At 42.8% G+C, this 26,718-nt stretch carries 27 protein-coding genes and 1 rRNA gene; 27 read left to right on the forward strand and 1 reads right to left on the reverse strand.

All coding sequences use genetic code 11. The annotated features are described in order from the left end of the window. Positions 1 to 282: 282 nt before the first annotated feature. The 17 genes from B6K08_RS12640 to B6K08_RS12720 all read left to right on the forward strand — a co-directional run bounded on the left by B6K08_RS12640 (position 283) and on the right by B6K08_RS12720 (position 16,849). Entirely contained in the window at positions 283 to 2,166 is a 1,884-nt protein-coding gene (locus B6K08_RS12640; protein ID WP_080326293.1) for a dynamin family protein, read from the forward strand. 25 nt (positions 2,167 to 2,191) lie between these two features. After that, positions 2,192 to 2,860 carry an NlpC/P60 family protein gene (locus B6K08_RS12645; RefSeq protein ID WP_039206378.1) on the forward strand — a complete coding sequence of 223 codons (669 nt, stop codon included), beginning with the start codon at positions 2,192 to 2,194 and terminating at the stop codon, positions 2,858 to 2,860. Between the two features lie 45 nt (positions 2,861 to 2,905). Beyond that, a complete protein-coding gene (locus B6K08_RS12650) occupies positions 2,906 to 3,880 on the forward strand; it encodes a hypothetical protein (RefSeq protein ID WP_039206376.1) in 975 nt (324 codons plus the stop codon). Between the two features lie 53 nt (positions 3,881 to 3,933). Next, a complete protein-coding gene (locus tag B6K08_RS12655) occupies positions 3,934 to 5,805 on the forward strand; it encodes a dynamin family protein (RefSeq protein ID WP_039206374.1) in 1,872 nt (623 codons plus the stop codon). After that, on the forward strand, positions 5,805 to 7,604 hold the full coding sequence (locus B6K08_RS12660) for a dynamin family protein (RefSeq protein WP_039206372.1): 1,800 nt from the start codon (positions 5,805 to 5,807) through the stop codon (positions 7,602 to 7,604). The genes B6K08_RS12655 and B6K08_RS12660 overlap by 1 nt, the downstream gene beginning before the upstream one ends. Then, positions 7,601 to 8,077, forward strand: a complete 477-nt coding sequence (locus tag B6K08_RS12665) for a hypothetical protein (protein ID WP_039206371.1) — start codon at positions 7,601 to 7,603, stop codon at positions 8,075 to 8,077. Before B6K08_RS12660 ends, B6K08_RS12665 begins: the two co-directional genes overlap by 4 nt. Positions 8,078 to 8,097: 20 nt before the next feature. Further along, positions 8,098 to 8,556 (forward strand): hypothetical protein, encoded by a 459-nt coding sequence (locus B6K08_RS12670; protein WP_039206370.1) that lies wholly within the window; start codon positions 8,098 to 8,100, stop codon positions 8,554 to 8,556. A 175-nt stretch (positions 8,557 to 8,731) separates the two neighbouring features. Further along, positions 8,732 to 9,625: a hypothetical protein gene (locus B6K08_RS12675; protein WP_052211857.1), complete on the forward strand. Its 894-nt coding sequence runs from the start codon at positions 8,732 to 8,734 to the stop codon at positions 9,623 to 9,625. Positions 9,626 to 9,835: 210 nt separating this feature from the next. After that, positions 9,836 to 10,936, forward strand: a complete 1,101-nt coding sequence (gene cbiD, locus B6K08_RS12680; protein WP_039206368.1) for a cobalt-precorrin-5B (C(1))-methyltransferase CbiD — start codon at positions 9,836 to 9,838, stop codon at positions 10,934 to 10,936. Further along, entirely contained in the window at positions 10,921 to 11,556 is a 636-nt protein-coding gene (gene cbiE, locus B6K08_RS12685) for a precorrin-6y C5,15-methyltransferase (decarboxylating) subunit CbiE (RefSeq protein ID WP_039206367.1), read from the forward strand. Before cbiD ends, cbiE begins: the two co-directional genes overlap by 16 nt. After that, positions 11,556 to 12,140, forward strand: a complete 585-nt coding sequence (cbiT, locus tag B6K08_RS12690; RefSeq protein WP_039206391.1) for a precorrin-6Y C5,15-methyltransferase (decarboxylating) subunit CbiT — start codon at positions 11,556 to 11,558, stop codon at positions 12,138 to 12,140. The genes cbiE and cbiT overlap by 1 nt, the downstream gene beginning before the upstream one ends. A gap of 5 nt (positions 12,141 to 12,145) precedes the next feature. Beyond that, positions 12,146 to 12,901, forward strand: coding sequence for a precorrin-4 C(11)-methyltransferase (gene cobM / locus B6K08_RS12695; protein ID WP_027398089.1), 756 nt, complete (start codon positions 12,146 to 12,148; stop codon positions 12,899 to 12,901). Further along, positions 12,898 to 13,968: a cobalt-precorrin 5A hydrolase gene (locus tag B6K08_RS12700; RefSeq protein ID WP_039206366.1), complete on the forward strand. Its 1,071-nt coding sequence runs from the start codon at positions 12,898 to 12,900 to the stop codon at positions 13,966 to 13,968. The genes cobM and B6K08_RS12700 overlap by 4 nt, the downstream gene beginning before the upstream one ends. Beyond that, a complete protein-coding gene (gene cobJ, locus B6K08_RS12705) occupies positions 13,956 to 14,696 on the forward strand; it encodes a precorrin-3B C(17)-methyltransferase (RefSeq protein WP_039206364.1) in 741 nt (246 codons plus the stop codon). The genes B6K08_RS12700 and cobJ overlap by 13 nt, the downstream gene beginning before the upstream one ends. Beyond that, positions 14,693 to 15,460, forward strand: coding sequence for a precorrin-6A reductase (cobK, locus tag B6K08_RS12710; RefSeq protein WP_039206362.1), 768 nt, complete (start codon positions 14,693 to 14,695; stop codon positions 15,458 to 15,460). The genes cobJ and cobK overlap by 4 nt, the downstream gene beginning before the upstream one ends. A 20-nt stretch (positions 15,461 to 15,480) precedes the next feature. Beyond that, positions 15,481 to 16,110 (forward strand): protein adenylyltransferase Fic, encoded by a 630-nt coding sequence (fic, locus tag B6K08_RS12715; RefSeq protein ID WP_456061736.1) that lies wholly within the window; start codon positions 15,481 to 15,483, stop codon positions 16,108 to 16,110. A gap of 58 nt (positions 16,111 to 16,168) precedes the next feature. After that, on the forward strand, positions 16,169 to 16,849 hold the full coding sequence (locus tag B6K08_RS12720) for a DNA alkylation repair protein (protein WP_080326295.1): 681 nt from the start codon (positions 16,169 to 16,171) through the stop codon (positions 16,847 to 16,849). 57 nt (positions 16,850 to 16,906) lie between these two features. Here the strand turns inward: B6K08_RS12720 and B6K08_RS12725 are convergent, their stop codons facing one another. After that, complete coding sequence (locus B6K08_RS12725; RefSeq protein ID WP_039206357.1) at positions 16,907 to 17,518, reverse strand: hypothetical protein; 612 nt, start codon at positions 17,516 to 17,518, stop codon at positions 16,907 to 16,909. 237 nt (positions 17,519 to 17,755) lie between these two features. Between B6K08_RS12725 and B6K08_RS12730 the strand changes: the two genes are divergently transcribed. The 10 genes from B6K08_RS12730 to B6K08_RS14010 all read left to right on the forward strand — a co-directional run. Beyond that, entirely contained in the window at positions 17,756 to 18,391 is a 636-nt protein-coding gene (locus B6K08_RS12730) for a precorrin-8X methylmutase (protein ID WP_039206354.1), read from the forward strand. Positions 18,392 to 18,413: 22 nt separating this feature from the next. Beyond that, positions 18,414 to 19,793, forward strand: a complete 1,380-nt coding sequence (locus B6K08_RS12735; RefSeq protein ID WP_080326296.1) for a cobyrinic acid a,c-diamide synthase CobB — start codon at positions 18,414 to 18,416, stop codon at positions 19,791 to 19,793. 9 nt (positions 19,794 to 19,802) lie between these two features. After that, a complete protein-coding gene (gene cobU, locus B6K08_RS12740) occupies positions 19,803 to 20,360 on the forward strand; it encodes a bifunctional adenosylcobinamide kinase/adenosylcobinamide-phosphate guanylyltransferase (RefSeq protein WP_039206351.1) in 558 nt (185 codons plus the stop codon). A 26-nt stretch (positions 20,361 to 20,386) separates the two neighbouring features. Further along, entirely contained in the window at positions 20,387 to 21,916 is a 1,530-nt protein-coding gene (locus tag B6K08_RS12745) for a cobyric acid synthase (protein WP_039206348.1), read from the forward strand. Continuing rightward, positions 21,916 to 22,875 (forward strand): adenosylcobinamide-phosphate synthase CbiB, encoded by a 960-nt coding sequence (cbiB, locus tag B6K08_RS12750; protein ID WP_080326297.1) that lies wholly within the window; start codon positions 21,916 to 21,918, stop codon positions 22,873 to 22,875. Before B6K08_RS12745 ends, cbiB begins: the two co-directional genes overlap by 1 nt. Next, the gene (cobS, locus tag B6K08_RS12755) at positions 22,876 to 23,634 is read left to right on the forward strand and encodes an adenosylcobinamide-GDP ribazoletransferase (protein ID WP_039212323.1); all 759 of its coding nucleotides are present in this window, start codon (positions 22,876 to 22,878) and stop codon (positions 23,632 to 23,634) included. A 15-nt stretch (positions 23,635 to 23,649) separates the two neighbouring features. Next, positions 23,650 to 24,513: a GHMP family kinase ATP-binding protein gene (locus tag B6K08_RS12760; protein WP_039212321.1), complete on the forward strand. Its 864-nt coding sequence runs from the start codon at positions 23,650 to 23,652 to the stop codon at positions 24,511 to 24,513. Positions 24,514 to 24,536: 23 nt separating this feature from the next. Beyond that, positions 24,537 to 25,622 (forward strand): threonine-phosphate decarboxylase CobD, encoded by a 1,086-nt coding sequence (cobD, locus tag B6K08_RS12765; RefSeq protein ID WP_039212317.1) that lies wholly within the window; start codon positions 24,537 to 24,539, stop codon positions 25,620 to 25,622. Positions 25,623 to 25,626: 4 nt separating this feature from the next. Continuing rightward, entirely contained in the window at positions 25,627 to 26,277 is a 651-nt protein-coding gene (gene cobC, locus B6K08_RS12770) for an alpha-ribazole phosphatase (protein ID WP_052212622.1), read from the forward strand. A gap of 343 nt (positions 26,278 to 26,620) precedes the next feature. After that, a 16S ribosomal RNA gene (locus tag B6K08_RS14010) occupies positions 26,621 to 26,718 on the forward strand; the annotation flags it as partial.

A 26,718-nucleotide genomic window follows, 5' to 3' on the forward strand; every position in this document is an offset into this window, starting at 1 on the left:
AGTCACCTATGAGAGGTGTACTTGCTGGTAGTTCTCTCGCCTAGGGCTGCAACACCTGTGTAAGCAGATTTTGACGATTAAGGCAGGCGTCAAGCTATTTAAGCAGTCATCTGTTGATGCTGCTGGAGGGATAAGACGTAACCTTGCCACATAATCTCTGTGATTATTGTAGCATCAGGAAATCCAGTTTAGTAAATAATATTCAGTTGTAAAAGAAAAATAAGCTTTGTAGACAAGGCGGATATCTTGCTTACAAAACTTATTATACGAGGAGGATTATTGATGATACAGTTTTCTGTAAACAACATTATAGAAAATATACGGCAGGCGAAGAAGGAACTGGTTATAACTAAACTGTTTCAGGAGGATACAGATAAGCTTGATTTATATATTGAACACATGAGAAAACCGCTCTTTATTATGGTTATGGGCGAATTTTCTACAGGGAAAAGTACATTTATCAATGCTTTAGTTGGCAAACAAATTGCGGTAGTTGGTGCATTGCCTACAACCGCTGTCATTACAAAATTGTGTTACGGTGATGCGGAAAAAGTCACAGTCTTTAACAGAGATGGTAGCTGTCGTGAATATGAACCAGATGAGTGGGAAAGATTAACGGCTGAATCGAATGATGAAGCAAATACATTCCATGAAGAAATTGACTATGTTGAGCGGGCATTACCAATTCCTGTGCTAAAGGATATGACGGTAATAGATAGCCCAGGTCTAAATGCATTGAAGGAGGCACATACAGAAGCAACAAAGCGTTTTGTTGAGCAGGCTGACACTGTGCTGTGGATGATTTCTTCGGAGAAAGCGGCAACCGATACCGAATACCAAGGAATAGAGAAGCTTACCCCTCGATTAAAGCCTATCGTTATTGTGAACAAGATGGATTTACTTGATGAGGAAGAGGGAGATGACCCGGAATCCTTCCTTCAAAACATCTGTGTAAAGTTGAAGGATAAGGTTCAGGCGGTTATAGGAATATCTGCTGAGTATGCTTTCCAGGGGAAGATTGAAGGTAATGAGGCACTTTTGGCAGAAAGTAATTTTTCTGCCTTTGACGATATTGTTCGTGATGTAATATTGCCTAACCGTGATGCGTATAAGGTTAACTCTCTTATTGATGAACTTAACGAATGGTTATATGATATTCTGCTTAAATTGAAGGCAGCAGAAGAGAAGAATAAGCCTAACGAGGAAAAGGACTATAAAAAATATGTAGAAAATCGTTCTGTACTGTCAAGAGTAGAAGATGCACTCGCTCTTATAGCACAGCCGTTAAAGGATTATTGCCAAGAATCGACAAATAATGCATCTGCTCTTGCTTTGCTAGGCATCTTACATGAATTTGGGCTTGTGTTGGTACAGCATGAGTCACAGGCAATGTATGCTTATGAGAAGGCTGCTGTTAAGAATAATTCTTTTGCTCAATATGTGCTGGCGAAAAAATATGTAGAAAAAAAGATATATGATAAGGCTGAATTTTGGTTAAACAAAGCAATTGAAGCAGAATACCCTTTGGTTGGGTACTTGTTACATGAAATAGAACAAAAGAAGAATGAAATTATAGAAAAGAAAAAGATTGTTGAAAAGAAACAAGATGTAATCAAACAGAAGTCTCTAAAAAAGAGCAATGAAACTGATAAAAGCGAAACAACTACAAAAAAATATAATATGTCGGCTGTGGTAGGAATTTTTTTAGTATTAATTATAGGGATATTTATTATATTAACTTCTGGGAATAATAAAACCAAAAATGACAGTCAGTCACCAACAGTTCAATCGATTTCTGCCACTTCTGATGCAAATAGTGATCGAAAAAATAAATTGGAAGCTAATAGTCAAGGTTCAAAAGATGATTCAGAATCTACAGTGGTTCCAATCGGAGTACACTGGCTTAGTGATGCTAATGGAGTTTTTCTTTGGAATCCTGAACCAGGAAATAATGAGAGTATAACTTGGAGTGGTGGATATGTCACAGATGGAAAATACAAGTTTGCTGATGGAAGAGGAACAGTTACTTGGTATAGTGGCGGTAAAATAATTCAAGTTGATGAAGGTAGTTTTTCACATGGTAGACATCATGGTAAATTTATCCATAAATTTCCGAGCGGAAAAGTCATTTATAGTAACTGGGATCATGGAAGAGAATTGAGGTAAAACACATTACCAAAGGAGAGCTTTCATGATAAGACTATTTTTTGTTATACTTGTTTTATTTATGTATACGGTGGTTAATTCTTGTCATACAGTAGAAATAGATGAGCAGATTGTGGATGCACCGGCAGATAGCATGGAAGTTGAAAACAAGGTAATGTCAGAAGAAAATGTAAACAACAAAATGGAAAACGCTGTTCAATGGGCAACAAAAATTGCGGAAGATTCCTCTCATGGATATTCCCAAGGTGTGGAGAATGCAACCAGCAGCCACCCCTATACTGGATCGCGGGAAGGACCAGATTATGATTGTTCGTCATTGGTATATCATGCGCTTAATCATGCAGGGGTCGGTATAATTGCAGCATGGCAAAATAATCCAGCCTATTGGAATCTTTATAGTGGTCAACAGGAAACAGGAGATGCAGATACGATTTGGCCAGACTTGCAGGTTACCGGAGGGTTTACAAGATATGAATGGTCTGACGTAAAAAACAGTTTACAGAGGGGAGACATACTTTGTAATCCTCAATATCACGTAGCAATATATATAGGTGACGGAAAAACCGTTGAAGCTCGAGGGGTAAATAATCCTGTTGGTGGAGATTGGGTAACTGGCGACCAAGGCGGAGAAATCGATTTTTACAATGCTTATGGGCGAGGGTGGACAGAAGTATATCGATATACGGGCATGTAGTATTAGGATATACTGTAATATTTGAATGTAGGAGGAAACGCGATTATGGGAACCATATTAGTAGACAGAGAGGGATACTTAGATAATAGCACTCTCGAAATGGATTGTTCTATGGCTGATATTATTAGGGGGGCAATAACGGTTGGAAAGTCATGCCAAGATGCTCAGAACATTTCATGTATCGAAAAATTATTTCGAATATCATCTATACTGATGACCGTGCAAGAATGTGAGGGGGCATCAGATTCATTTTTTCAAGCCAGCTCAATTTTTAACAAACTTGACCCATCAGAAAAAGGAGCGATGACTTATTTCTTAGGAATGGCAATAACAAAATTAATTTCAGAGCGATATTTTGATGTATTATGGCTGATGCATGTGGATGTATATCATAATTCATACCGTATTGAATCTAATGCGGGTGGCAAACCAGATTTTTTCGGTAGAATTAAAACTAATTGTGGGCAAGAACGGTGGTGTATTTTTGAATCAAAAGGACGAACTGGGGGACTTGACAGAGAAGCAATTAGTCGTGGAAAAGAACAGACGCAATATTTAAGAACAATTAATGGTGTAATTCCGTGCTCTCGTAATGTAGTACAGGCTTATTTTAAAGGAAAAGAACAAATCTTGAGGGGGTACTTAGTAGATCCTGTTGATGATAATAAAGGTACTGATATAAAGCTTGGATTAAAAGACTTATTTGAGTCCTATTATCAACCTTTCTATGATTTAATAGAGTTAATAGGTCGTGAAAATAATAAGGAACAAAATGGGAGTTTATCTTATTTAGATAAATTATATGACATAGTGTATATTAAGCCATTGGGAATCTATTTAGGACTTGCAAAAAATATTATTGAATTGTTGTTGAAATTTGATGAAAAAAAACTTTTTGAAGCATTGAAGCAACATGAAGAAAAGGCTCTTGGAATCAAAAAATATTTAATTGAAAATGGAAAAGATAGGTTAGTTTCTATCGGCAATGATGGTATATTTGTCGCTATGAAAGACGAATAATTTGTTTTTTCATTATTAATTGATTATAAGATGTAATGAAATGGGGCAATTGTATGCTTGAACTAACCAATTACTTTTCAAAACGTGACCGTTTACAAAAGATATTAAGTTCAATTAGAGTAGTGCTGTCTGACTTCAATCTGAAGAACAAGGAAGAGGCAATAAAGGCAGATTTTTACAGGCTTAATGATGAACACTTTAACCTTGTGGTGGTAGGTGAATTTTCTCGTGGGAAAAGCACCTTTGTCAATGCTCTATTGGGACGCCGAATGCTTCCGGTCAGCAAATCTCCTACGACTGCTGTTATCAGCAAGATAATATATGGGGAAACCTCCGAATATATTGTTCACTACAAGTCCGGAGAATCCAAAACAATTTCGGAAAGTGAATTTAATGACATAAAAGCACAATCCGAAGGTGATGTCCTCAGCCTTGACGGTCTAAAGGACAAACTGAAATCCTTGGTCAAACATCAGGAGAAACTAGATGATATAGACTTTGTGGAAATCCGTTACCCGCTTTCGTTATGCAAAAACAATGTGGAAGTGGTAGATACTCCTGGAACCAACGATCTCAACGTGGGGCGGGTTGATATAACATATAATTACTTGAAAAAAGCTGATGCTGCGATTTTGGTTTTGATGGCAACGCAGGCTCTGACAAAATCGGAGATGGAATTTTTGCGGGAGCAAATTATAGGCAATCAGGTCAATGATATTTTTGTTGTCATCAATGGTAAGGATCAATGCAAAACAGAGGATGAACAGGAACGCGTTATAAAATATGTATCAGATAATTTAGCTAAGGTAGTGTCACATGAACTAAAGGTTTTTTTAGTGTCCAGCAAACAGGCACTTACGTGGCGACGTAAGGAAGGTGGTGAAAAACTGCCGATGAGTGCGGCAAAGTTTCTGCCAAAATCTATCGAGCAGACAGGATTTCCAACCTTTGAGGAAGCAATTGGTAAGTTTCTGGACGATGAACGTGGCAATGTAAAGCTTGAAAAGTATGTCAGAAAGGCACAAAGCTATTTAAATGACATAGATAGTCAAATTAACGCACAATATGATGCTGCTGACCATTCAACGGATGAACTGAAAGAACAGTTGGCCCAAATGCAGCCTAAGGTTAGAAGGGCTCAATCGGCATCTCGATTCATTATGGAATCCATGAAAACTCGTTTATTGGCAAAGGAGGCGGAAATTACCAACGCCAGCCGGCAGGCTTTTATGGATATGCGCCAAGCAACAACGGATGCATTTAATGAATGTGATTTGGGCGATTCGCCTGAAAAGATAAAACACAAAATTGACGTGGCAACTACTCCGATACAAAAGGCTTTCATGGAGGATACTATTCGGCAACAAAATAACTGGATGCAAGCAGAATGGAACAAGGCTTTGGCAGAGGTAAAGGCAATTTGGTCTGATATAGATTTGAAAAGCACTGTAAATGTCAAGTTGCCGGCACATTTTGACTTTTCCTCCGACATCACAACAGGTGTAGAGCTATCATCGGCAAAAGGCATTACCGGCGGTGATATTGCGGCAGGTGCTGTGGCGTGTGCTCTTGGTTTTGGCTGGCTTGCTTTAGGGGTTGCAGCAATAGGCATTATTGCGAACAGTCAAGAAAATACCAAACGTAGGGCGGATATGCAACAACAGTTGCGGACAAATTTTGACAGTAAATATGAGACGTTTAATCGAAATGTAGTTTCTCGATATAATGATTATGTATCTCGCAACTGCAAGAAACTTCAAAGTGCGATTGATGCAAGGTTGAATGACATGGAGCAGAGTCTTAATTCTATCATCCAACTGAAAGAAGAATCCGAAGGCGACGCAGCTAAAATAATGGCAAAATTAAAAGAAAAGAAAGCTGTAGTTGAGCGGCTCCGTCGGGAGCTTGATGAGGTGATGGCGTGATGGATACACGAAAGCAAAGGATTTTGGGAGATATAGAAAAACTGAAGACCATGGAGTGCGTTGGGCTAAGCGGAAAAGCTGAGGCGTTAAATGATTTGGCTTCAGATATTCAGAATGATTTCTTCACCATTGTTGTTTTGGGGGAATTTAAACGTGGAAAATCCACTTTTGTAAATGCATTATTGGGAGAGAAAATTCTTCCTACTGATGTGCTGCCGGAGACTGCAACGATAAATGCGATTATGTATTCGCCTGTACCAACACTTAGTGTTGTAATGCATGATGGAAGCGAGGAAGCCGGCGAAGTAAGTGAACAGTTTCTGAAAAAGTTTTCAGCACAAAATCCTCAAGCTATAGCTGAAAAAGTGAAATATATAAAAATTGGTTATCCGGCAGATATTCTTCGGCAGAATGTGGTCATTGTGGACACGCCAGGTGTATCCGATATAAACGAGCAAAGATGTGAAGTTACCTATCGGTTCATTCCAAAGGCAAATGCAATTTTATTTCTTTTGGATGCAAATTCACCGTTAAAGAAAAGTGAAAAAGATTTCATTGACCAGCATCTTTTACCTTTGGGGGTAGATCACATACTGTTTCTAGCCAACAAATATGATGATGTTGATGAGGAAGAGGATGGGGACTTAATCGGCGCTCTTCAACGGCGTCTTCGTGAGGCGTTCAAAATGGACACGGAAGAGGCCGAACTGGCAGAATTTAATCTGTTCCCTCTGTCGGCACTTATGGCTGTGGAAGGAATAGAAAATGATGATGAGGTATTAAAAGAGGCCTCCGGTATTAATAACGTCATCAATAAGATGAAAGAGGTTATTTTTTCTGGAAAAGTTGAGGAACGAAAGATTCAATCCTATTCCATACAATTGATGAGCGTTTTGGAAAAACTTATAAACTATTTGGAGAATGAGCGTAGTCTTCGCTCGTCTGATGTTGATGTACTTAAACAAACTCAAAACCAATTGCAGGACATGTTAAGGGATGAGGAGTTGCGAAAGAATAATATAGCGAAATTTGTGGAAAAAGAAACCCAGAATATTATCGCTATAGCAGATAAGTCATTGGCTTTTTTCCAGCGTCGGTTGACGGAAACTGTTACGGATAATGTGAATTTCTATAAAGGCTCTGACTTCAAAGAATATATAGAAAGCCGCATTTCCCGCATGGTTCAGCGTGAAATGGAAAATTGGGTTGCGAGCTATTCACCTCATGTTGACCAGCTTTTGCGGACGATGCAACAGGAAATTTCAAGGGGGTTGACATATCACTTCAATCAAAGAATACAGGTGGAAACAGCAGGTAGTGAATTAAAGACAAGTGCGTTGTTCTTTGACGTATCTGTAGTTGACATTTCCGATACTAATGTCAAGGCTGGTGCTGTCGCAGCCGGTGGCGCAGGATTGATGTTGCTGTTAGGAACACCCGTTTTACTGCCGTTTATCAGTATGGCAGCGTTTCCTCTTTTGCAGAAATCAATGCTGGAGTCACGTCTTTCACGGGCAAAGGATGAAGTTATTCCTGCGATTACTACGCAAATCGACATCAGCGTATCGGGATTAAGAAATGAAATTCATCAACATATTCAAAAACAAAGTGAAAAGATTATTGCTAACTCCGAATATGCTTATGAAAGTATATTAAATGACCTTCAGCAGCGAATTGGTGCAGAACTGAAAGCAAAAGAGCAGGAGCAAAGCGGTAAAAAACGGGAAATCGGGGATATTGATTTGCAGTTGAAAGAATTAAGTACCATTATGACTAAATACAGGAGGGATTCAGAATGAGTAATATGTTCACACAGTTCGACTCCGCTTTTGGTGAGGGGTACTACAGCGGTATTCCTTCTGGGGATGGTGGAACCGATATTTTAAAAAATGGTACAGTGGTTGATCATTACCAACCTAAAGAGCTAACTGTGAAGAACGGTAATATGGTTATGCAGTTGCAGAATGTTAATGGAGGTCAAGACACGATTGTAAACGGCAAGATTGTTCAGTCAACCCATCCTAATGTACATGGTGGGGAGGATATATACCATGGAACGAATTTGCATCAGACGACTATACCAAACGCACTAGGTGGTGTTGATATTTATGATGCAAATATGCACATGAACGGAATGACTCTGTCTAATGTTTTTGGTAGCGAGAATTACTTGTCCATGCGAGGAAACGCGGAAACAATATTGAGTTATCAAGACCCGTTAGCACATTCGGCAGAGTATCGGATGAATCCGTTTGATGTAGGACAATATTGATAAGGAGATTGCAGTAGTTTATGAAAGATGAAAAGATTGTTTTACGGCATGTTACGCCGATTGAGAATATACCGTCTATAATAAAAGATGGTAAGTTGAGTGCAAAATATACCTTACGGAAAAACTCATTTGATAGTCAATATGTTTCATTTGAAGTATACACAGGAAGTGGTTTTTTGGAACAACTTTGTAGCGAAAAATCAAGGGACGGGAAGGCGTTTTCATTATTTTTTTGCAAACAGCGTATGATTGATGATGGAATTATATTTAAATGTGGCCCAGACTTTCCTGGCAAGATAGAAAATATTGTGTATGTTACTAATTTAAGCATATCAAAGGATGAATACGAACAGATTGGTGGTTATTTATTTGTGGAAGATGAAGTTCCGTTAAAATATCTCACTGATAGTTGTAAGAAAGAATTATATGAGTATGCAAAAAAAGAAAAAATCCAATTAGATGAAGAAGTATTTTATTAATCAATTTGAGCATGTTGCAAACAGCGAAGATGGATTATAATTATATGCCATTAAAGCTAATTTTGGATAAGGAAGCGGTTTGGGATTAGATGAATCCATTTAATGTCATTATGGGTTTGGCTTTTTGCTGAAGAGAATTCATGTTTACCAAATATAATTTTATGGGGTGGTTATTTTGAAAAAAACAATAGGGTTTTATACTGTTGCATTGTGTATACTTTTCTGTTTTTCTGCTACGTGTTTGGCCGGAAATACTGTGTTCACATCTTATGGCAGTCATGATGAAGTAAATAATACAAATCATGTAAATTATACTTTTGATGATGATGGTGAGAAAGTCACCTACAAAACTGATGGACAGGGAAATTTACATCTTTATTCCAAAAAAACGGGTGAAGACTATTTATCATTTATACCATACATCGGCAATCCAAATGGCTCTACATACAAGGTGCGTGAAGTTCACACGGAATCACCTAAAATGACTTTTTACGAAATTATTTCGCTTAAAGACGATGCTGGTACAGGTTATTGGCTCATAGGAAAAACTAAGGGGAAATGGGTGACCTATATTTCATTGGATAGTCTTGCCAATATGGGGATGAAGTCTGGTTCAGCACATGAGATAAGTAGTAACATTATTGATGACAGGTTAGTAATAAGGACTGCTGTTAATGGGAAAACTGATTGTGCCGTTGAGCCATTTTGGGATAATAGTGCCAAATGGTTCGGCGTAAAAAGTGTTACGGCTCGATATAGAAATGAAGAGGCCAAGGCGGCAGATGTATGGGTAGCTAAAGAAGGTGCTGTCGATGTATATGTTGTGCCACATGAATCATATAAAAAGTTACCTTACCGGTATGTTGTTGTTAAGCGAGTTTTATCTGGTGTACTAATTTCAAAGGATACATATATTATTTCTGAATTAGGACCTGAAAATTGGAAGTATAGAATCAAAGGAGTAAGTAACAAGAATGACCCTAAAAATATAGGAGAGAGCGTGTATACAGCTTCTACACCCGATAGTGTGAAGAGAATAGTAGACTGGATGCGGGCTAATATAGGGTGAATAGCAAAATAAAATAAGCGGTTGTGTAATTGATGACGCATTTTCCGACATCATGTCAGAATTGGATAGGCTTGAAGGTGAATAAAGACTATTTACAGCTAATGCGTAAATTTTTATAATGGGACTTGCTATCGCAGGTCCTTTTTCTTTGGGCTGTGTTGCGTTATAATAGAATATAACTGAAAGTTATCGTGTTATTAAGGAGAAAAAATGGCCAAGGAACTTAGGGGCGGATATACCACCGGGGCCTGTGTGGCGGCCGGGGTTAAGGCAGCGGCACTGTTTATGCAGGGCAGCTCTGCTGATTATGTGGAAATAAATGCCCTTGACGGGACAAAACTGCATATACCCGTAAAGACCATTGAAACCGTGGGCGATGGTATAAGGGTGGAAATTGTGAAGGATTCAGGGGATGATCCGGACATTACCAACGGAGCCTCCATATTGACCACCTTGACTATGGATAAGTCATTGGATGGCATAAAGCTCATTGCAGGGGAAGGTGTTGGCACCATTACCAAGCCAGGATTGGCAATACATCCCGGGGAGCCTTCAATAAATCCAGGGCCAAGAGCTCTTATAAGACAGTCACTGGAGGAGGTCTTTGGCGTTATTCCCGGTTGCTCTGTGCGGGTGGATGTGCCGGCCGGTGAGGAGCTTGCCAAGAAAACCCTTAACTCAGTGCTGGGGGTAGTGGGTGGCATTTCTATCATTGGTACTACCGGGGTTATTCGCCCTATGTCCGAGGAGGCCTTTAAGGATTCCTTGGTGCCTCAGATCAGTGTGGCTTTGGCATCTGGTTTCAAAACTCAAATATTTGTGCCGGGAAAAATTGGCGACCGCATAGCAACCTCCTGGGGACTTCCTTCAGAGGCCATGGTGCAGACCTCCAATTTTATCGGTCACATGCTGGAGGCAGCGGCAGATATGGGCTTGGAGCGAGTCCTTTTATTCGGCCATATCGGAAAAATGGCAAAGGTGGCAGCGGGAGTTTTTCATACACACAACCGTATGGGAGATGGTCGTATGGAAACCATGGCTGCCTATAGTGCAGCGGCAGGAATGCCAGCGGAGGGGGTACAGGAGATACTTTCTGCTGTTACCACAGAGGAGGCACTGCCAGTTATTGAGAGGTATAATCTGGAGTCTGTCTATGACACCATTGCGGCCCGGGCAAGTTTAAGGGCTCAGCGGTATGTATTTGAAAAAATGCAGGTGGGCACCGTTATGGTTACTTTGAAGGGACGACTTTTGGGAATGGATGATACAGCAAGACAGATTGGCGAGGAGTTTGGATGGAACATAAAATAATTATTGTGGGCATTGGCCCTGGGAGTACTGAATACATGATCCCAGCGGCATTAAAGACTATTGGAGAAGCCAAGGTACTGGTGGGTGGCAGTCGCGCCATGGAGCAGTACGGAAAGGATAAGGGCCAGAAGCAGTTTATCATTCGTGCAGATATGAATGCTGTTATGGACTTTATAGGCAGAGAGCTTCATACCCAGGATGTGGTGGTGATGGTTTCGGGAGATCCGGGGTATTACTCTATTCTGGATGCAGTGCGACGCAATTTTGAGGATAAGCCAATAAAGGTTATTCCGGGTCTCAGCTCCATGCAGGTGGCCTTTGCCAAACTGGGCATGCCATGGCAGGAGGCGGAGCTTATTAGCATGCATGGCCGTAGCGCTTCCAAAGAGAAGCTGGTGTATTGTCCCGGCAAGATTATAGGCTTTTTGACAGATAAAAATAACAATTCCAGAACTATCCCTGCCATGCTGAAGAAAATGGGGTGGCCTGCGGGGGCCATGGTGGCAATATGCAACCGCCTGTCATATCCTGATGAAAAAATTATTATTACCACGATCGGTGAAGCAGCAAAGCTGGAAACGGTATATTTAAATTGTGTATTGGTGGTGAAGGCAAAATGATACCATTGGGAATCCCGGATGAGGAATTTATTCGTGGTAAGGTGCCCATGACAAAACAGGAGGTCAGGATTTTGACCATTGCCAAGGCACGCATAAAGCCAGATAGTGTGGTTTGTGATGTGGGAGCTGGTACTGGTTCTATTTCCATAGAAGCGGCTTTTCAGGCCAAGGATGGTATGGTATATGCCATTGAGCGAAATCCCGACGGTATTGAGCTGATAAAACAAAATTCCCAAAAATTTGGGGTATATAACTTAAAAGTCATTGAGGCCTACGCTCCTGCTGGATTTGAAGATCTTCCAATGCTGGATGCAGTTATTATCGGGGGTAGTGGCAGCAATTTGCCAAGTATTCTTGATGCAGTAGACAAAAAGCTAAATACAGGCGGGCGCATCGTAATGAACTGTATCACTATACAGACCATAGCCCAGTGCCTGGAATATATGAGAAAGCGTGAGGATTATACCTATGAGGCCATTCAGGTCCAGGTAAGCCAGCTGGAGCAGGTGGGACGTTATGATATGGCCAAGGCCAATAATCCGATTTATATCGTCACATGTGAGAAAAAGAGAGGAGCTAAATAATGGCAATGGTAAATATAGTGGGTGCTGGCCCTGGCGATCCTGAGCTTATTACAGTAAAGGGAAAAAGACTTCTGGAGGAAGCTGATGTAATAATTTATGCGGGCTCCTTGGTACCAAAGGCTTTGTTGGGCTATGCCAAGGAGGGCTGTGAAATTCATAATTCCGCATCCATGTCCCTTCCCGAGGTGCTGGAGGTCATCGAAAAATCTGTTGCAGCTGACAAAAAGGTGGTAAGACTTCATACTGGAGACCCTGCCATTTATGGTGCTATTCAGGAGCAAATGGATGCCCTTAACAAAAAAGGCATTGAATATCAGGTGGTTCCAGGTGTCAGCAGCTTTTTGGCCACTGCAGCAGCTCTTAAGCAGGAGTACACCTTGCCAGGGGTAACCCAGACCGTTATTATTACCAGAAATGAAGGTCGCACCCCAGTTCCAGAGCGGGAGAAGCTCCGTTCTTTGGCTGCCCACAAGGCAACCATGTGCATTTTCCTCAGTATTTCCATGCTGGGGGATGTGGTGAAGGAGCTTATTGAGGGCGGTTATGAGCCTACTACTCCTATTGCCATTGTTCAGCGGGCAAGCTGGCCGGAGCAGCGTATTTTCCGCGGTACTTTGGAGACCATATGCCAGGAAATTGAGGGCAAGGGTGTGGACCGCACCTCCATGATAGTTGTAAGTCATGTATTGGGCAGTGACTATGAGCTTTCAAGACTTTATGCTCCGGAATTCAGTCACGGATTTAGGGAAGCCAGCGTATGAGATATGCCATCTTTACTACATCAGAAAATGGATTGAAGGTAGCCCGGCGCATTAGAGATAATGTTAAGGCTACTGTGGATATTTACGCCCATGAGGGTATTAAGGAACAGCAGGAGGTTATTTATTACAGCCGCCTTGCGAATATTGTAAAAGAAGAATTTTCCAGATATGGTGCCTTGATTTTTATCATGGCCACCGGCATTGTGGTGCGTACCATTGCACCACTATTGGAGAGCAAGCTGACGGATCCCGCAGTTGTTGTAATGGATGAACAGGCCAGAAATGTCATTAGTCTGCTGTCCGGACATATTGGGGGCGGTAATGAGCTTACTTTGGAGCTGGCGGAAATCTTGGAAAGCAATCCTGTTATTACCACAGCTACGGATGTGAATAACAAGCTGGCGCCAGATCTGTTGGCATCCCGCATGGGACTGGTTCCTTATCCTAAGAAGAACATTCTCCATTTAAATAATGCGATTTTGGGTGATGCACAGCTGGAATATCTTTTAGACGAAAATATTCCATGCTTTGATGAATACCGCAAAAAGATGAAAAACAATGGCATTTTGGTAAAGGTTTGTACCAGGGATGAAATTTCCAGGCTGGTAATGGAACAGGGAGTTTATCGGGTGGTGGTTTCTGCCCAGCAATTTCCTGTTAATGAGTGGGTACTGTACCTTAGACCAAGGCGGCTGGTGGCCGGTATTGGTTGTCGTCGGGGAGTAGGGGCTGACCTTATTCGTGGAGCCCTTGAGGAAGCCTGTAAGCGGATAGGCTGGAGCGTTGAACGTATTGATGAAATGGCAAGCACCACCTTTAAGGCGGATGAACAGGGACTTTTGGAGATTGCAAGGACCCTAAATAAGAAGATTACCTTCTGGGATAACAGTAAGCTGAAGGAACAGATAGATTATTATAATTTGGCAGAGTCGGAATTTGTGAGAAAAACTATTGGCGTGGGAAATGTGGCAGAGGCTGCGGCCTATTGCTGCGTTAATCACGGTGTTGAGGCTCTTCTGAAGACAAAATATGAGAAAGTGACGGTGGCGTTAATATGGGAAAAATAACAGTAATCGGAATTGGTCCTGGCAGCATGGAGGATATGACTCCAAAGGCCAAGAAGGCAATAGAGGCTGCAGAAGTAGTTGCCGGCTATACCACATATATTGATTTAATAAAGCCAATGCTGGAGGAAAAAGAGGTTATTGGCACAGGCATGATGCAGGAGGTTGATCGCTGCAAGATGGCTGTGGAGTCCGCAGCTTCCGGCAAGAATACTGTGGTGGTATCCAGTGGTGATGCTGGTGTATATGGTATGGCTGGTCTTGTGCTGGAGCTGGTGCTTCAGTATCCGGAAGGTGACCGTCCAGAGTATGGCGGCACTGTGGCTGGTGTATCTGCAGTAAATGCTGCGGCCTCTATTTTAGGTGCGCCACTGATGCACGATTTTGCAGTAATATCCCTCAGTGACTGGATGACTCCATGGGAGCTCATTCAGAAGCGTGCCAAATTGGCCGGGGAGGGGGATTTTGTTATTGCCCTTTATAATCCAAAGAGCAAGGCCCGCCCAGATTACATCGATACCATTCAGGAAATTCTCCTAAAGTGCCGTGATCCAAAGACTCCTGTTGGTATTGTTACCAGTGCCAGCCGTGAGCAGGAGAATTGTGTTATTTCCGATCTTGAGCATTTTACCGAAGAAGAAATTGGTATGTTCTCCATAGTAATCATTGGCAACAGCCACACCTATGTCAAGGATGGCTACATGATAACTCCAAGAGGTTACAAGGTATGATTTTCATAGCTGCGGGTACTCAGGACGGACGGGAACTGGCTGGCTTTATTTTGGAGCACGGCTATGAGGTTACAGCTTCTGTTGTCAGTGAGTACGGTGAGGAGCTTTTGAACCGCTATAAGGGAATAAAGGTTAACAACAAGGCTATGGATGAGGCTGGATTTGTGGAGTATTTTCGCCAGAATGAGGTTGAGTGCTTTGTGGATGCCAGCCATCCCTATGCAGCCAATATTTCTACCAATGCTATGAGGGCCTGTGAAAAGTGTGATGTGCCGTATATCAGATATGAGCGGGCATCAAGTCAGCTGGATTATGACAAGGCATATTATGTGGAAAGCGTTGAGGCAGCAGCAGAGAAGGCAGGAGAATTGGGCAGGCACGTATTTCTCACCACTGGCAGCAGAAGTCTTCCTGTTTTTGCAAAGGCGGCTGCATTAAAGGACTGCGATGTGATATGTCGTATATTGCCGGAGTCTGAGGTGGTGCGGGAGGCCCGTGAACTGGGATTTTCACCGAATCATATAATAGCAATGCAGGGGCCATTTTCTAAGGAGCTGAACAAGGAGCTGTTCATCAAGTATAATGCTGATGTGGTTGTCACCAAAAACAGTGGCACTCTTGGTGGTGCAGACACAAAGTTCGCAGCAGTAAAAGAGCTGAATCTGCCTCTGGTAATAATTGACCGTCCTAAGGTGGAATACACCAATGTGTCCGATAGCTTCGATGTCGTGATGGAATTTATTAAGGCGCATACGAAGAAATAATTTTTTGCGGGTCAGTGGGAATGGAGATGAAGAAGTCTGTGTCAAATGTTTTGGAAAATAAACTTGGTATATATGATTCCATAGAGTTGGCCCATACAGAAGAACGCCTGACTAAAAAGAGGGCCCTTGAGCTTTATGATAACAAGCTGCTGGACTCCTTTTCAGTAGGTACATTTGAGGGCTTGCAGGCTATACATAAATATCTTTTTCAGGATGTGTATGATTTTGCTGGTATAATGCGAACTGTTAACATAGCAAAGGGAAATTTTCGTTTTGCACCGGTTCTGTATTTGAGCGAAGCCCTGAGTAATATTGATAAAATGCCCCAAGATTCCTTCGATCACATAATTGAAAAGTATGTGGAAATGAATGTGGCCCATCCGTTTCGTGAGGGAAACGGCCGCAGTACACGAATATGGCTGGACTGTATATTGAAGAAGGAACTGGGCAAGGTAGTTGACTGGAGCCGAGTTGACAAGGAAGATTACCTTTTCGCAATGGAAAGAAGTCCTGTACGAAGCAAGGAAATAAAGTCCCTTTTACAAGAAGCCTTGACGGACAAAATAAACGACCGACAAGTATACATGAAGGGCATAGACGCTTCCTATGGATATGAAGGCTACAGCGCTTGGCCTATCGAGAAATTATAATATGACTTTGCCTTATGAGTCAGAACAGCTAGCATAAAAAGGCTATTGAGGAGCATATATGAACATTCAAGAAAGGCTGTTTTCTTTACAGGATTTGAAATACCGGGATTTTCATGCCAAGCTGGTGCCGGGGATTGATAAGGAACGAATCATTGGGGTGCGGGTGCCGGACCTTAGAAAGCTGGCAAAGGAAATACCTTCTGAGGAAGCCCGGGAATTTATGGGGGACCTGCCTCATAAATACATTGAGGAAAACAATCTGCATGGATTTCTCATTTCCAATATGAAGGATTTTGATGCAGTGATTCGGGAGCTGGAAGCATTTTTGCCCTATGTGGACAATTGGGCCACCTGTGACCTTATATCGCCAAAGATTTTTAAAAAGAACTTGAATGAATTGCTTCCTTATATTGATAAGTGGCTCAACAGTCCGGAAACCTATACTATTCGCTTTGGTATTGAAATGCTTATGAGCTTCTATTTGGATGACGCATTTAAACCGGATTATCTGGCCAAAGTGTCGAAAATTCATTCTGAGGAATACTATGTGCGCATGATGGTGGCATGGTATTTTGCTACAGCACTGGCCAAGCAGTATGAAGCCACCGTTGGCTACATTGAGGAGCACAGCCTGGAGGACTGGACCCACCGTAAAACCATTCAAAAGGCAGTGGAAAGCCGGCGCCTGACTGCAGAGCAGAAGGAGTATCTAAGATCCTTTTCAAAATCGAAAAAATGAACCACTAAAAAAGCCTCCCACATTGGTAGTGAGAGGCTTTTAGTGTAGCTGAGATAATTAGTCTTTGATTTCCCAAGCCTTGGAGTAGAGGTCCTCAGCGAACTTTTCCATATCTGTAGGCATCCAGACCTTCTTTTCCTTGTTGTACTTGCATTTTACAGTGATATCTGCAGTGCCGGACTTTGGCGCACTCTGTAAGCGGTTTACAAAAATATCTGTCAAAGCCTCCTGGAGAGCAGCCTTGGAGCCAACAGCCCCCTGGAGCTTCTTGCTTTCCTCAGCAGTTGGATCAGCCACCAGTACATTGCTGTCATACTTTTCAAAGGTAATCTTTACATCAGCCTCGTCGTCCTTTTCAGAAACGATGGTGGAGGATTTCACTTCAAGCTGAGCCAGCTTGGCTACCATTTCCTTGCCGATTTTTCTGGCCTGATCCTTGGTGAGCAAATCACCGGAGCTGCGCTGGAAGGAAGGTACAAAGGCATTCATAAAGTCTTCTTCCACATTAATGGAATCGTCATACTTGTTCAAAGCCTTTGCATCAAGCTGCAGCATGGCAGTGGCCAGATTCTTGATACCAACATCGGCCTTTTCACGGGTCAGGGAGCATGCAGTGCAAATCATACATACTACTACGAATAATGATACCAGTAATAAGTTCTTTCTCATAAAAATCTCCTTATATAAAAAATATTATTATTGCAAGGCTGTAACCTTTACAACACAATATATTATAGCACAAGAAATATGAATAACATCTGGATGTAAGTCCCAATGTGGAATCTTTTACAATAGTTGGCAGACTTGGGCTGTCGGCATTTGTAATATGTAGCTTATATGTTATAATTTAGACAGTTGCAATAATAACCGAAAAGAATGTTTATATTGTTTGATGGAGGTTTTGGAATGGATTTTATCAAGAAACCTATGGAAATAGAAAATAAGAGTATGGAAATAATCGCACCACACTTGGAGGGGCTTAATCTTAATGAGGAGGAGACCAAGGTTTATTCCCGTATGATTCACGCAGCAGGAGATGTGGAGTATGCTCCTATCATTAGATTGCATCCAGAGGCCATTGCAGCCGGCAAGGAAGCAATAAAGAAGGGATGCAATATTTACACTGATGTGGAAATGGTGCGTACTGGTATTAATAAGCGCAAGCTGGCTACCTTTGGCGGCGAGGTGTTTTGTCGCGTGGCTGATCCTGAGATCGCCAAGGAGGCCAAGGAGAAGGGGATTACCCGTTCCATGGCGGCAATGCAGAGCTTTGGCAAGGATTTGGACGGGGCAATTATTGCTGTGGGCAATGCACCTACGGCCCTTTTTGAGGTACTGCGCATGGTGGAGGAAGAACATCTGCGTCCGGCCCTGATCGTTGGTATTCCTGTGGGCTTCGTGGGTGCAGCGGATTCCAAGGAGGCTCTTGCCAAGAATACTCTGGTGCCTTATGTGACTGTGGAGGGTACCAAGGGGGGCAGCCCGATAGCAGCATCTGTTATTAATGCCATTATGTATATCATTGATAATGAGCGTGTGTAATAAAGTTTAAGGGGCGTTATAAATGGAATGCCTTATTCCAAGAGTTGTAATAGCAGCTACCAAGAGCGGTTCCGGCAAGACCACCATTGTCACCGGGCTTTTGGCGGCTTTTAGACAAAAGGGCGTGAAGGTTCAGCCCTATAAGGTTGGACCAGACTATATAGACCCGGGATATCACAAGCTGGCCAGCGGCCAGCCTTCTCACAATCTTGATTCCTGGCTGATGCCCATGGATACAATGGTAGAGGTTTTCGCCAATTCTGCCTCCAAGGCTGAGCTGGCAGTAATAGAGGGTGTTATGGGCCTTTACGATGGTGGCAGAAAGGGTATCAGCTCCACGGCAGAAATCGCTAAAAGCCTTGATGCACCAGTTGTTTTGGTGCTTGACTGTAAATCCATGGGAGCTTCGGCTGCAGCTTTGGCCTTGGGCTTTAAGATGTACGACAAGGATGTTAAGCTGGCGGGGGTTATTCTCAATCGGCTTGGGTCCGATAACCATGAAAAAATAATACGTGATGCTTTGGAGGAGCTTGATATTCCTGTGCTTGGTGCAGTTCGCCGTAATGATAGCCTCGTTATGCCGGAACGTCATTTGGGGCTTCTGCCTGTGGAGGAAAATCAGGAGCAGGAGATTATTAACCGTATGGGGGAGGCTATGGCCTCCCAGATTGATGTGGATGAGATTATTCGTATTGGCAAAAGTGCCGGTGCCATGAAGGTTCAGGACAAGGAAATCAATGATAATGGCAAATCTAAGGTGCGTATTGGTATTGCCAGAGATGAAGCGTTTTCCTTTTATTATCCCGAAAGCATCCGTGTTTTGGAGAAAAAGGGAGCGGAAATCATCGAATTCAGTCCACTTAGTGATGATGAGCTTCCCCAGGTGGATGGTTTGATTTTTGGCGGTGGTTTTCCGGAAATGTTTGCTGAAAAACTCAGTGCCAACAAGGCTTTGATAGAAGGTATAAAAGGTGCAGCCCATGATGGTATGCCAATATACGCTGAGTGTGGCGGGTTTATGTTTTTGAGCAGGGCCATGGAGGATTTTGAAGGCAGGGTATTTCCTATGTGCGATATTCTCCCATGCCGCGTAAAGATGAACAGCCGACTGCAGATGGTGGGGTATGTTTCAGCGGAGTTGCAGACAGATGGAATTTTAGGTAAAAAGGGCGATGTGATAAAGGGACACGAATTTCATTTTTCCACTGAGGATGCAGAGGATGGAAATACAGAGGCTAAGCGTGCCTTTAAGTTTACCCGTTCCAGAAATGGCTCCCAATATTTTGGCGGCTACAGCAACGGAAATGTGCTGGGCTCTTATCTGCATTTGCATTTTGCAGGCTATCCTCAGGCAGCGGACAGCTTTATTGAAAAATGCGTTGAGTATAAAAGGAAGAAATAAGGTATAAAGATGGGCAAGATTATTTTAGTTACCGGTGGTGCCAGAAGTGGCAAAAGCTCCTTTGCAGAGCGCTATGTGGCAAAGTATGGTAAGAAGGTTGGCTATATCGCCACCTCCAAAATATGCGATGAAGAAATGGAATATCGGGTTAAGCTGCATCGTGAACGCCGTCCTGCAGAGTGGGAAACCTTTGAGTCGCCCTACAGTGCCCATGAGGTTATCCGTGAGCAGGGCAAGTCATATGATATGTTTTTGTTCGATTGCATGACCATATATGTAAGTAATATTTTAAGCACCGTTAAAGATATAGATGATTTTGATGGCAATTACAAAATCGTTACCAAAAGGCTGAAGCAGTTTATAACGGCCATTTTGGAATCTGATGCCACCGTGGTTATTGTTACCAATGAGGTGGGCTCGGGAATTGTTCCAAATAATCGTCTGGCCAGAGAGTACAGGGATTTGGCTGGCCTTGCCAATCAGATGCTGGCAGAGGTGGCAGAAAAGGTTTTCTTGGTGGTGTCCGGAATTCCGGTGGATATAAAGAAGATTGCTGAAAGTATATAGTTTGATTTTTATATAAGGGGATAGTAATGGCAAAGAAGATTATGTGCATGGGAACCTCATCCCATGTAGGAAAAAGTATATTGACTACGGCACTTTGCCGTATTTTTTATAGACAGGGCAAGCGGGTGGTGCCTTTCAAGGCCCAGAATATGGCCCTGAATTCTTATGTTACCAGAGATGGTGACGAAATGGGCCGTGCTCAGGTGGCTCAAGCTGAGGCTGCGGGTATGGAGCCTATGGTGGATATGAATCCTGTACTCTTAAAGCCAACGGGCAACTCCTGTTCCCAGGTGGTTATTATGGGTAAGCCAGTGGGCAATATGTCCGCCAAGGAATATCATCAGGGCTATTCTTTGAAGGCCTTTGAGGCAGTAAAGGAGGCTTTGGGTCGCCTTGACAGGGATTATGATACCATTGTTATTGAGGGTGCAGGCAGTCCCGCCGAAGTCAATCTGAAGGCTAATGATATTGTGAATATGCGGGTGGCAAAGTATTTGAATGCCCCTGTTCTTTTAATTGCAGACATTGACAGAGGCGGTGCGTTAGCTTCTCTGGTGGGAACCTTGGAGCTATTAGATGAGGATGAACGGGATCTGGTGAAGGGGCTTGTTATTAATAAGTTCCGTGGTGATGTAAGTCTTCTTACTCCTGCCCTGGAGTTTTTGGAGAAAAAGACTGGCAAGCCGGTTCTGGGTGTAGTGCCTCATATTGAGAAGATGGGAATTGATGACGAGGATTCAGTTTCCCTTCAGGATAAGCAGGCTGTGCCTACTGATGGAGATATTAAAATTGCCGTAATTCAGACACCAAAAATTTCCAATTTTACAGATTTTGATGCTCTGTCCAATGAAGGGGATGTTTCATTATACTATGTTCAGGATGCCGCAGATTTTGGTACTCCGGATATTGTAATGCTTCCGGGAAGCAAGAATACTACTGAGGATATGCTGTACTTGGAAAAATCCGGTATTGGTCAGCTGATAAAGAAGCATGCTGAGGCGGGGAAGGCTGTTATTGGCATTTGCGGTGGCTATCAGATGTTGGGTGAAAGGATTATGGACCCTCATCATACTGAGTCGGATAATGACGAAGTAAATGGTCTGGGCCTTCTGGGGATGACCACCCTTTTTGCCGAAAAGAAGCTCACCTCCCAGGTGAAGGCAGATTGCAATAATCTTGGCTTTATGGGTCAAAGCATCAGTGCCGGCAATTTGGCAGGCTACGAAATTCACATGGGGCAGACGGATTTTACAAGGGAATCCGACAGTCATCCATTTGTGATAGAAGAACGGAGCCGCACGGAATGCAACAGCATTGAGGGTACTGCCTGTGCCAAGGGCAATGTTTTTGGCACCTACATTCATGGTGTTTTTGATAATGACGAATTTAGACGAAGCGTTTTGAATGCTGTGCGTATTACCAAGGGCTTGGAGTCACTGGAAAACACCAGAAATGTCATGGCAGAAAAGCAGCAAAGCTATGAACGGCTGGCAGATATAGTAGAGCAGCATTTGGACATGGATAAACTGATGGAAATAATGGGTGAGAATAATTAATGATAACGGCTATATTGGCATTCTTTATTGATGCGGTTATGGGGGATCCCAGAAGCAAGCTACATCCTGTGGTGCTTATTGGCAACCTTATAGCGGGAATTGAGGGGATGCTCTACGGTAAAGAGGATAGTGACAAGAAAAAGCTGGTGCTTGGAGGAATACTGGTTGTTTTGGTTTTGCTATTCACCTTTGCTGTAGTAAATGGTATAATGAATTTAGTAAAAATGTTAGATAATATATACGTTGTAACCCTTATAGAAGCTTTTTTTCTTAGCTTTACAATTTCACCGAAAAGCTTGGCGGCAGCCGGCAAGGAGCTTTATGGCTATCTGGTTGCAGATGACTTGGATAACGCCAGATACAAGGTGGGCTGGATTGTAGGAAGGGATACGGAAGATCTGACACCGGGGGAGGTTTCCAGGGCTACTATTGAAACTATAGCGGAAAACACGGTAGATGGCATTATTGCGCCACTCTTTTATTTTGCTATAGGAGGTGTGCCGTTGGCCTTCCTTTATAGGGCGGTTAATACCATGGATTCCATGGTGGGCTACAAGAACGACAGATATATCTATTTTGGTCGGGTGGCAGCCAGAGCGGATGATGTTTTAGGCTATATTCCCGCAAGAATAACAGGCCTGTTGTTTGTGGTATCGGCATTTATATTGGGCTATGACGGCAAAAAAGCCTGGAAAATTCTCAGAAGGGATGCTTCCAAGCACCCTAGCCCTAATGGGGGATGGGCTGAAGCCACTGTGGCTGGCGCCCTTCATATACGTTTGGGGGGCTTCAATTCCTACTTTGGCAAGGTACATTTTCGGGAATATATGGGTGACCCCATTGAAGAGATAGGATTTGACCATATTATGAAGACAATTCGTCTGATGTATACGGATACGATTTTGTTTTTGATAATATGTCATATAATTTTTGTGATTTGTAGTATGGGAGTGCTGTAAATGCAGGCATTTCTTATCGGGTTGCAATTTTTGACCCGTATATGTGTTGTTAAGCAGACGATTTGGACGGAAGAAGGCTTTGGCAAAAGCGTCCGTTACTTCCCCTTAGTGGGGGCAGTGCTGGGATGCATATATGCTTTGGTGGCTTGGCTGGCTACTGATTTACTTCCACAGCTTGGCGTAATTTTGCCGCATCATCTTTTAAATGTATTGTTTGTGGCAATGCCGGTTATTATGACAGGCGGTATTCACTGTGATGGTTTTATGGATACGGTGGATGGTATATTTTCCGGCAGGGATAGGGAACGAATGCTGGAGATTATGAAGGATAGCTGTACTGGTGCTTTTGGAGTAGTGGCTTTCGTGCTTTTGATGCTGTTTCAGTATGGAGCCGTTTCTGATGTGCCCGTGGAAGCCTTGCCGGCAGCACTTTTCGTAATGCCTATTATATCCAGAATGATGATGGTTTTTACCATAACTATTTATCCTTATGCGAGAAAAGAAGGAATGGGAAAGGCCTTTAGCGAATATACTAATAAGAGAACCTTGGGGGTGGTTTTCTTATATGGACTGGCGTTGGTTATCCCATGGGGAATCAACGCACTAGTAGCAGTTCTCGTTTCACTTTTGTTTACAACGTGTTTTTGCAATTTTGTGACTAAAAAAATAGGGGGAGTCACCGGTGACGTTTATGGTGCAGTATGCACCCTGTGCGAGTTGCTTGTTATGATTGCATTTACATGTAAAATACCTTTTTAAGAGGGGGAGATATATATGTTATTAGAAGTATTAGTACCTGGATCCTGTGGCGAAATTGCCCAGGGTTGGAGAGATGGGCAACCATTTTTGGTTACATGTCCAATAGGTCTATATTCTAGAGCATTAGTAACAGAAAGAACCTCTGCGAAGACTGGTTTGGGCAAGAAAGCTCGTGCAGCGCTGAAAAACACGGTGGGGTATATGGGATTTACGGAGTTTCCACTTGGTTTGGCTTTGGAGTCACAGCTTCCTACCGGCAAGGGGATGGCAGCCAGCACAGCGGATATTGTAGCAGTTATACAGGCTGTGGCAACTGCAATTGACGATGAGCTGGAGCCAGAGGAAGTGGCAGAGCTGGCAGCTGGTATTGAGCCGACTGATGGCGTATTCTATCCCGGGGTGGTTCAGATGGACTACATGACCGGCAAGCTCATTGAGAGCTATAAACCGGTGCCAAAGATGATAATCGCTATGTTTGATACTGGCGGAACAGTAAACACAGTTGAGTTACATTCCGACTATTCTGAAAACCATGGCAATGAAAACAGCCCTGCAGAGTTGTTGGAAGCAGTGGATTCTCTGAAAAAGGATTTTTCTCCGGGAAATATAGCCAGAGTGGCTACTATGAGTGCCCGTGCCAACCAGAAGATCGTGGAGAAGCCACAGCTGGAGGAGATTATTGAATTTGCCCAGAGTCAGGGGGCTCTTGGAGTAAATGTGGCTCACAGCGGTACAATGCTGGGAATTCTCTTTAAGCCTGATGAGTCCATGCGCAAGGTTCTGGACATTTCCAAGGCTGTGGAGGCGAAGTTCCCACACATGGAATATTTTGAAACTGAACGTCTGATACCAGGTGGCTGGATTATCAGACAGAGATAATTTGTAAGGATGTTTTTTCAAGCATGAAGCCTTTTGAACATGGTGGTAATGTGTATAGCGCTGGGGTCCGCAATCTTGAGATTGTGGATTTCAGCGCTAATATTAACCCACTGGGATTATCAGATAGTATAAAAAAATCAATAATAGACAATATGGAGAGCCTGGTTCACTACCCTGATCCTGCAGGGACATTGCTGAAGCAGGCTATTTCTGTGCATTATGGTGTTGATGCGGATAGGTTAATTTTGGGGAACGGTGCTGTGGAATTAATGTATATTTATTTCCATTGTCGCAGTCCTAAAAATGTTTTGATTCCTGTGCCTTCCTTTAGCGAATATGAAAGGGCGGCCATGGCGGCAAATTGCCATATTGAAAGACTCTATATGGCTAAGGAGCATGAATTCATCTTGGACAGGTCAGCTTTGATGGAGCATTTGCCCAAGGTAGATGCCGTGGTATTGGGCAATCCCAACAACCCAACTGGCGAGCTGATACCCAGAGATGCTCTTGAAAAGATAATTGCAGCGGCAGCAAAGTCCAGGACAGATGTTTTGGTGGATGAATCCTTTTTGGACTTTTTGTCCAGTGATAAAGAATATACTGTGATGGACTTGGTAGGAAAATACACAAATCTTTTGGTACTACGTTCCATGACAAAGTTCTTTGCTATTCCAGGATTGCGCTTGGGATTTGGCGTGGCCAACAGTGAACTTATGGGAAAAATGGAGCCTGGCAGGGACCCATGGAATGTTAATCTTCTGGCTCAAATGGCGGGAGTGGCGGCTTTAAAGGATAAAACCTACCAGATGGATTCCAGACAGATTATATCGGGATGTATTGATTATTTGCATAGGACCCTATCATCCATAGAGGGCCTGAGGGTATATAAGCCTTCGGTAAACTTTATATTGGTGAGTGTCGAGGGAACTGGTATGACCAGCACCGAATTTGTAAAGGCTATGGGTGACAAGGGGATTCTGGTAAGGGATTGCTGCAATTATCCGGGTATGGATGATTATCATGTCCGATTTGCTGTCAGACTGATGGATGAAAATAAAAGGCTGGTAACGGCAATCAGGCAGGTATTGGGGGAAAAGGTAGGAAGGTGACTACATGACAAAACTGATATTGGTAAGACATGGACAGACAGTGTGGAATAAATTGGGAAAATACCAGGGGCAGGCGGATATCGAACTTAGTGAAGAGGGAAGAAAGCAAGCGGCCATGCTGGCGGATAATTTCCCTATAGAAAAGGTTGATGCTATATACTCAAGCCCTCTGATCCGCGCTAAAGAAACGGCTGAGGCTATTGGTGCAGCATTTTCTCTACCAGTGGAAACTTGTCCTGAATTCTGTGAAATCAGCTTTGGCAAATGGGAGGGGCTTACTTATGATGAGATTCATGCCCAGTGGCCAAAGGAGCATGATTTGTTATTTAACAGGCCTGATCTATTGACCTGCCCAGAGGGGGAAGGCTTTTCACAGGTTCAGAAACGGGCAGCTGGCAAAATGGAAGCTCTGATTAAGGAAAATCCGGATAAGACATTAGTTATTGCTGCCCATGGCGGTGTAATAAGAACATTGCTTTGCCATGCTTTGGGGATGCCATTAAAAAATATGTGGCGTATACGCCAGGATAATACTGCAGTGAACCTCGTAACAGCCTACAATGAGGGCTTAACGGTGGAGCTGATGAACTCCACAGTACACCTTTCAGACAGCAATTTGAATATGAATTTAAATACTTGGGTAAAAAAGAGTTGACAAGGTCGGTAAAAGATAGTAATATTATCGATGTTGTCGCCGCTAAACACTTTGAAAAGTGAAGCGAGCAACAAAAATAAAAATATCAAAAAGTGCTTGACATTAAAGCATCTTCGCGATATTATATAGAAGCTGACTCACGAAGCAAATGCTTCTGAGAAAGCAGAGTGTTCTTTGAAAACTAAACAATGCAACAAGAATCATGCACACATGATTCAAGCCAGATGATGGTACTGTTTTTATAAACAGTAAACATACATAATAGTTTGTGCAAAACTATGAAATTCCTTTATTAAAAGGTAATTCTAGAAACTTTAAGAGCCATTCAGGTTCTTCAAAATATTTTTTGGAGAGTTTGATCCTGGCTCAGGACGAACGCTGGCGGCGTGCTTAACACATGCAAGTCGAACGGGAAGACATTTCTAACACCGAGCTACTAAG

It is taken from the genome of Anaerovibrio lipolyticus DSM 3074, from assembly GCF_900141865.1.
Lineage (GTDB): Bacteria > Bacillota > Negativicutes > Selenomonadales > Selenomonadaceae > Anaerovibrio > Anaerovibrio lipolyticus.

Excerpts from the sequence above, each read along its gene's own strand:
- cobD (WP_039212317.1), top strand. The coding sequence starts at position 24,537 with ATGAAGCCTTTTGAACATGGTGGTAATGTGTATAGCGCTGGGGTCCGC.
- B6K08_RS12670 (WP_039206370.1), top strand. The coding sequence starts at position 8,098 with ATGAAAGATGAAAAGATTGTTTTACGGCATGTTACGCCGATTGAGAAT.
- B6K08_RS12655 (WP_039206374.1), top strand. The coding sequence starts at position 3,934 with ATGCTTGAACTAACCAATTACTTTTCAAAACGTGACCGTTTACAAAAG.
- B6K08_RS12760 (WP_039212321.1), top strand. The coding sequence starts at position 23,650 with ATGTTATTAGAAGTATTAGTACCTGGATCCTGTGGCGAAATTGCCCAG.
- cobC (WP_052212622.1), top strand. The coding sequence starts at position 25,627 with ATGACAAAACTGATATTGGTAAGACATGGACAGACAGTGTGGAATAAA.
- cbiE (WP_039206367.1), top strand. The coding sequence starts at position 10,921 with ATGGAACATAAAATAATTATTGTGGGCATTGGCCCTGGGAGTACTGAA.
- B6K08_RS12735 (WP_080326296.1), top strand. The coding sequence starts at position 18,414 with ATGGAATGCCTTATTCCAAGAGTTGTAATAGCAGCTACCAAGAGCGGT.
- B6K08_RS12660 (WP_039206372.1), top strand. The coding sequence starts at position 5,805 with ATGGATACACGAAAGCAAAGGATTTTGGGAGATATAGAAAAACTGAAG.
- cobK (WP_039206362.1), top strand. The coding sequence starts at position 14,693 with ATGATTTTCATAGCTGCGGGTACTCAGGACGGACGGGAACTGGCTGGC.
- B6K08_RS12665 (WP_039206371.1), top strand. The coding sequence starts at position 7,601 with ATGAGTAATATGTTCACACAGTTCGACTCCGCTTTTGGTGAGGGGTAC.
- B6K08_RS12745 (WP_039206348.1), top strand. The coding sequence starts at position 20,387 with ATGGCAAAGAAGATTATGTGCATGGGAACCTCATCCCATGTAGGAAAA.
- B6K08_RS12700 (WP_039206366.1), top strand. The coding sequence starts at position 12,898 with ATGAGATATGCCATCTTTACTACATCAGAAAATGGATTGAAGGTAGCC.
- B6K08_RS12640 (WP_080326293.1), top strand. The coding sequence starts at position 283 with ATGATACAGTTTTCTGTAAACAACATTATAGAAAATATACGGCAGGCG.
- cobS (WP_039212323.1), top strand. The coding sequence starts at position 22,876 with ATGCAGGCATTTCTTATCGGGTTGCAATTTTTGACCCGTATATGTGTT.
- cbiB (WP_080326297.1), top strand. The coding sequence starts at position 21,916 with ATGATAACGGCTATATTGGCATTCTTTATTGATGCGGTTATGGGGGAT.
- B6K08_RS12730 (WP_039206354.1), top strand. The coding sequence starts at position 17,756 with ATGGATTTTATCAAGAAACCTATGGAAATAGAAAATAAGAGTATGGAA.
- cobU (WP_039206351.1), top strand. The coding sequence starts at position 19,803 with ATGGGCAAGATTATTTTAGTTACCGGTGGTGCCAGAAGTGGCAAAAGC.
- cobM (WP_027398089.1), top strand. The coding sequence starts at position 12,146 with ATGGTAAATATAGTGGGTGCTGGCCCTGGCGATCCTGAGCTTATTACA.
- B6K08_RS12720 (WP_080326295.1), top strand. The coding sequence starts at position 16,169 with ATGAACATTCAAGAAAGGCTGTTTTCTTTACAGGATTTGAAATACCGG.
- B6K08_RS12645 (WP_039206378.1), top strand. The coding sequence starts at position 2,192 with ATGATAAGACTATTTTTTGTTATACTTGTTTTATTTATGTATACGGTG.
- cbiD (WP_039206368.1), top strand. The coding sequence starts at position 9,836 with ATGGCCAAGGAACTTAGGGGCGGATATACCACCGGGGCCTGTGTGGCG.
- cobJ (WP_039206364.1), top strand. The coding sequence starts at position 13,956 with ATGGGAAAAATAACAGTAATCGGAATTGGTCCTGGCAGCATGGAGGAT.
- B6K08_RS12725 (WP_039206357.1), bottom strand. The coding sequence starts at position 17,518 with ATGAGAAAGAACTTATTACTGGTATCATTATTCGTAGTAGTATGTATG.
- B6K08_RS12650 (WP_039206376.1), top strand. The coding sequence starts at position 2,906 with ATGGGAACCATATTAGTAGACAGAGAGGGATACTTAGATAATAGCACT.
- fic (WP_456061736.1), top strand. The coding sequence starts at position 15,481 with ATGGAGATGAAGAAGTCTGTGTCAAATGTTTTGGAAAATAAACTTGGT.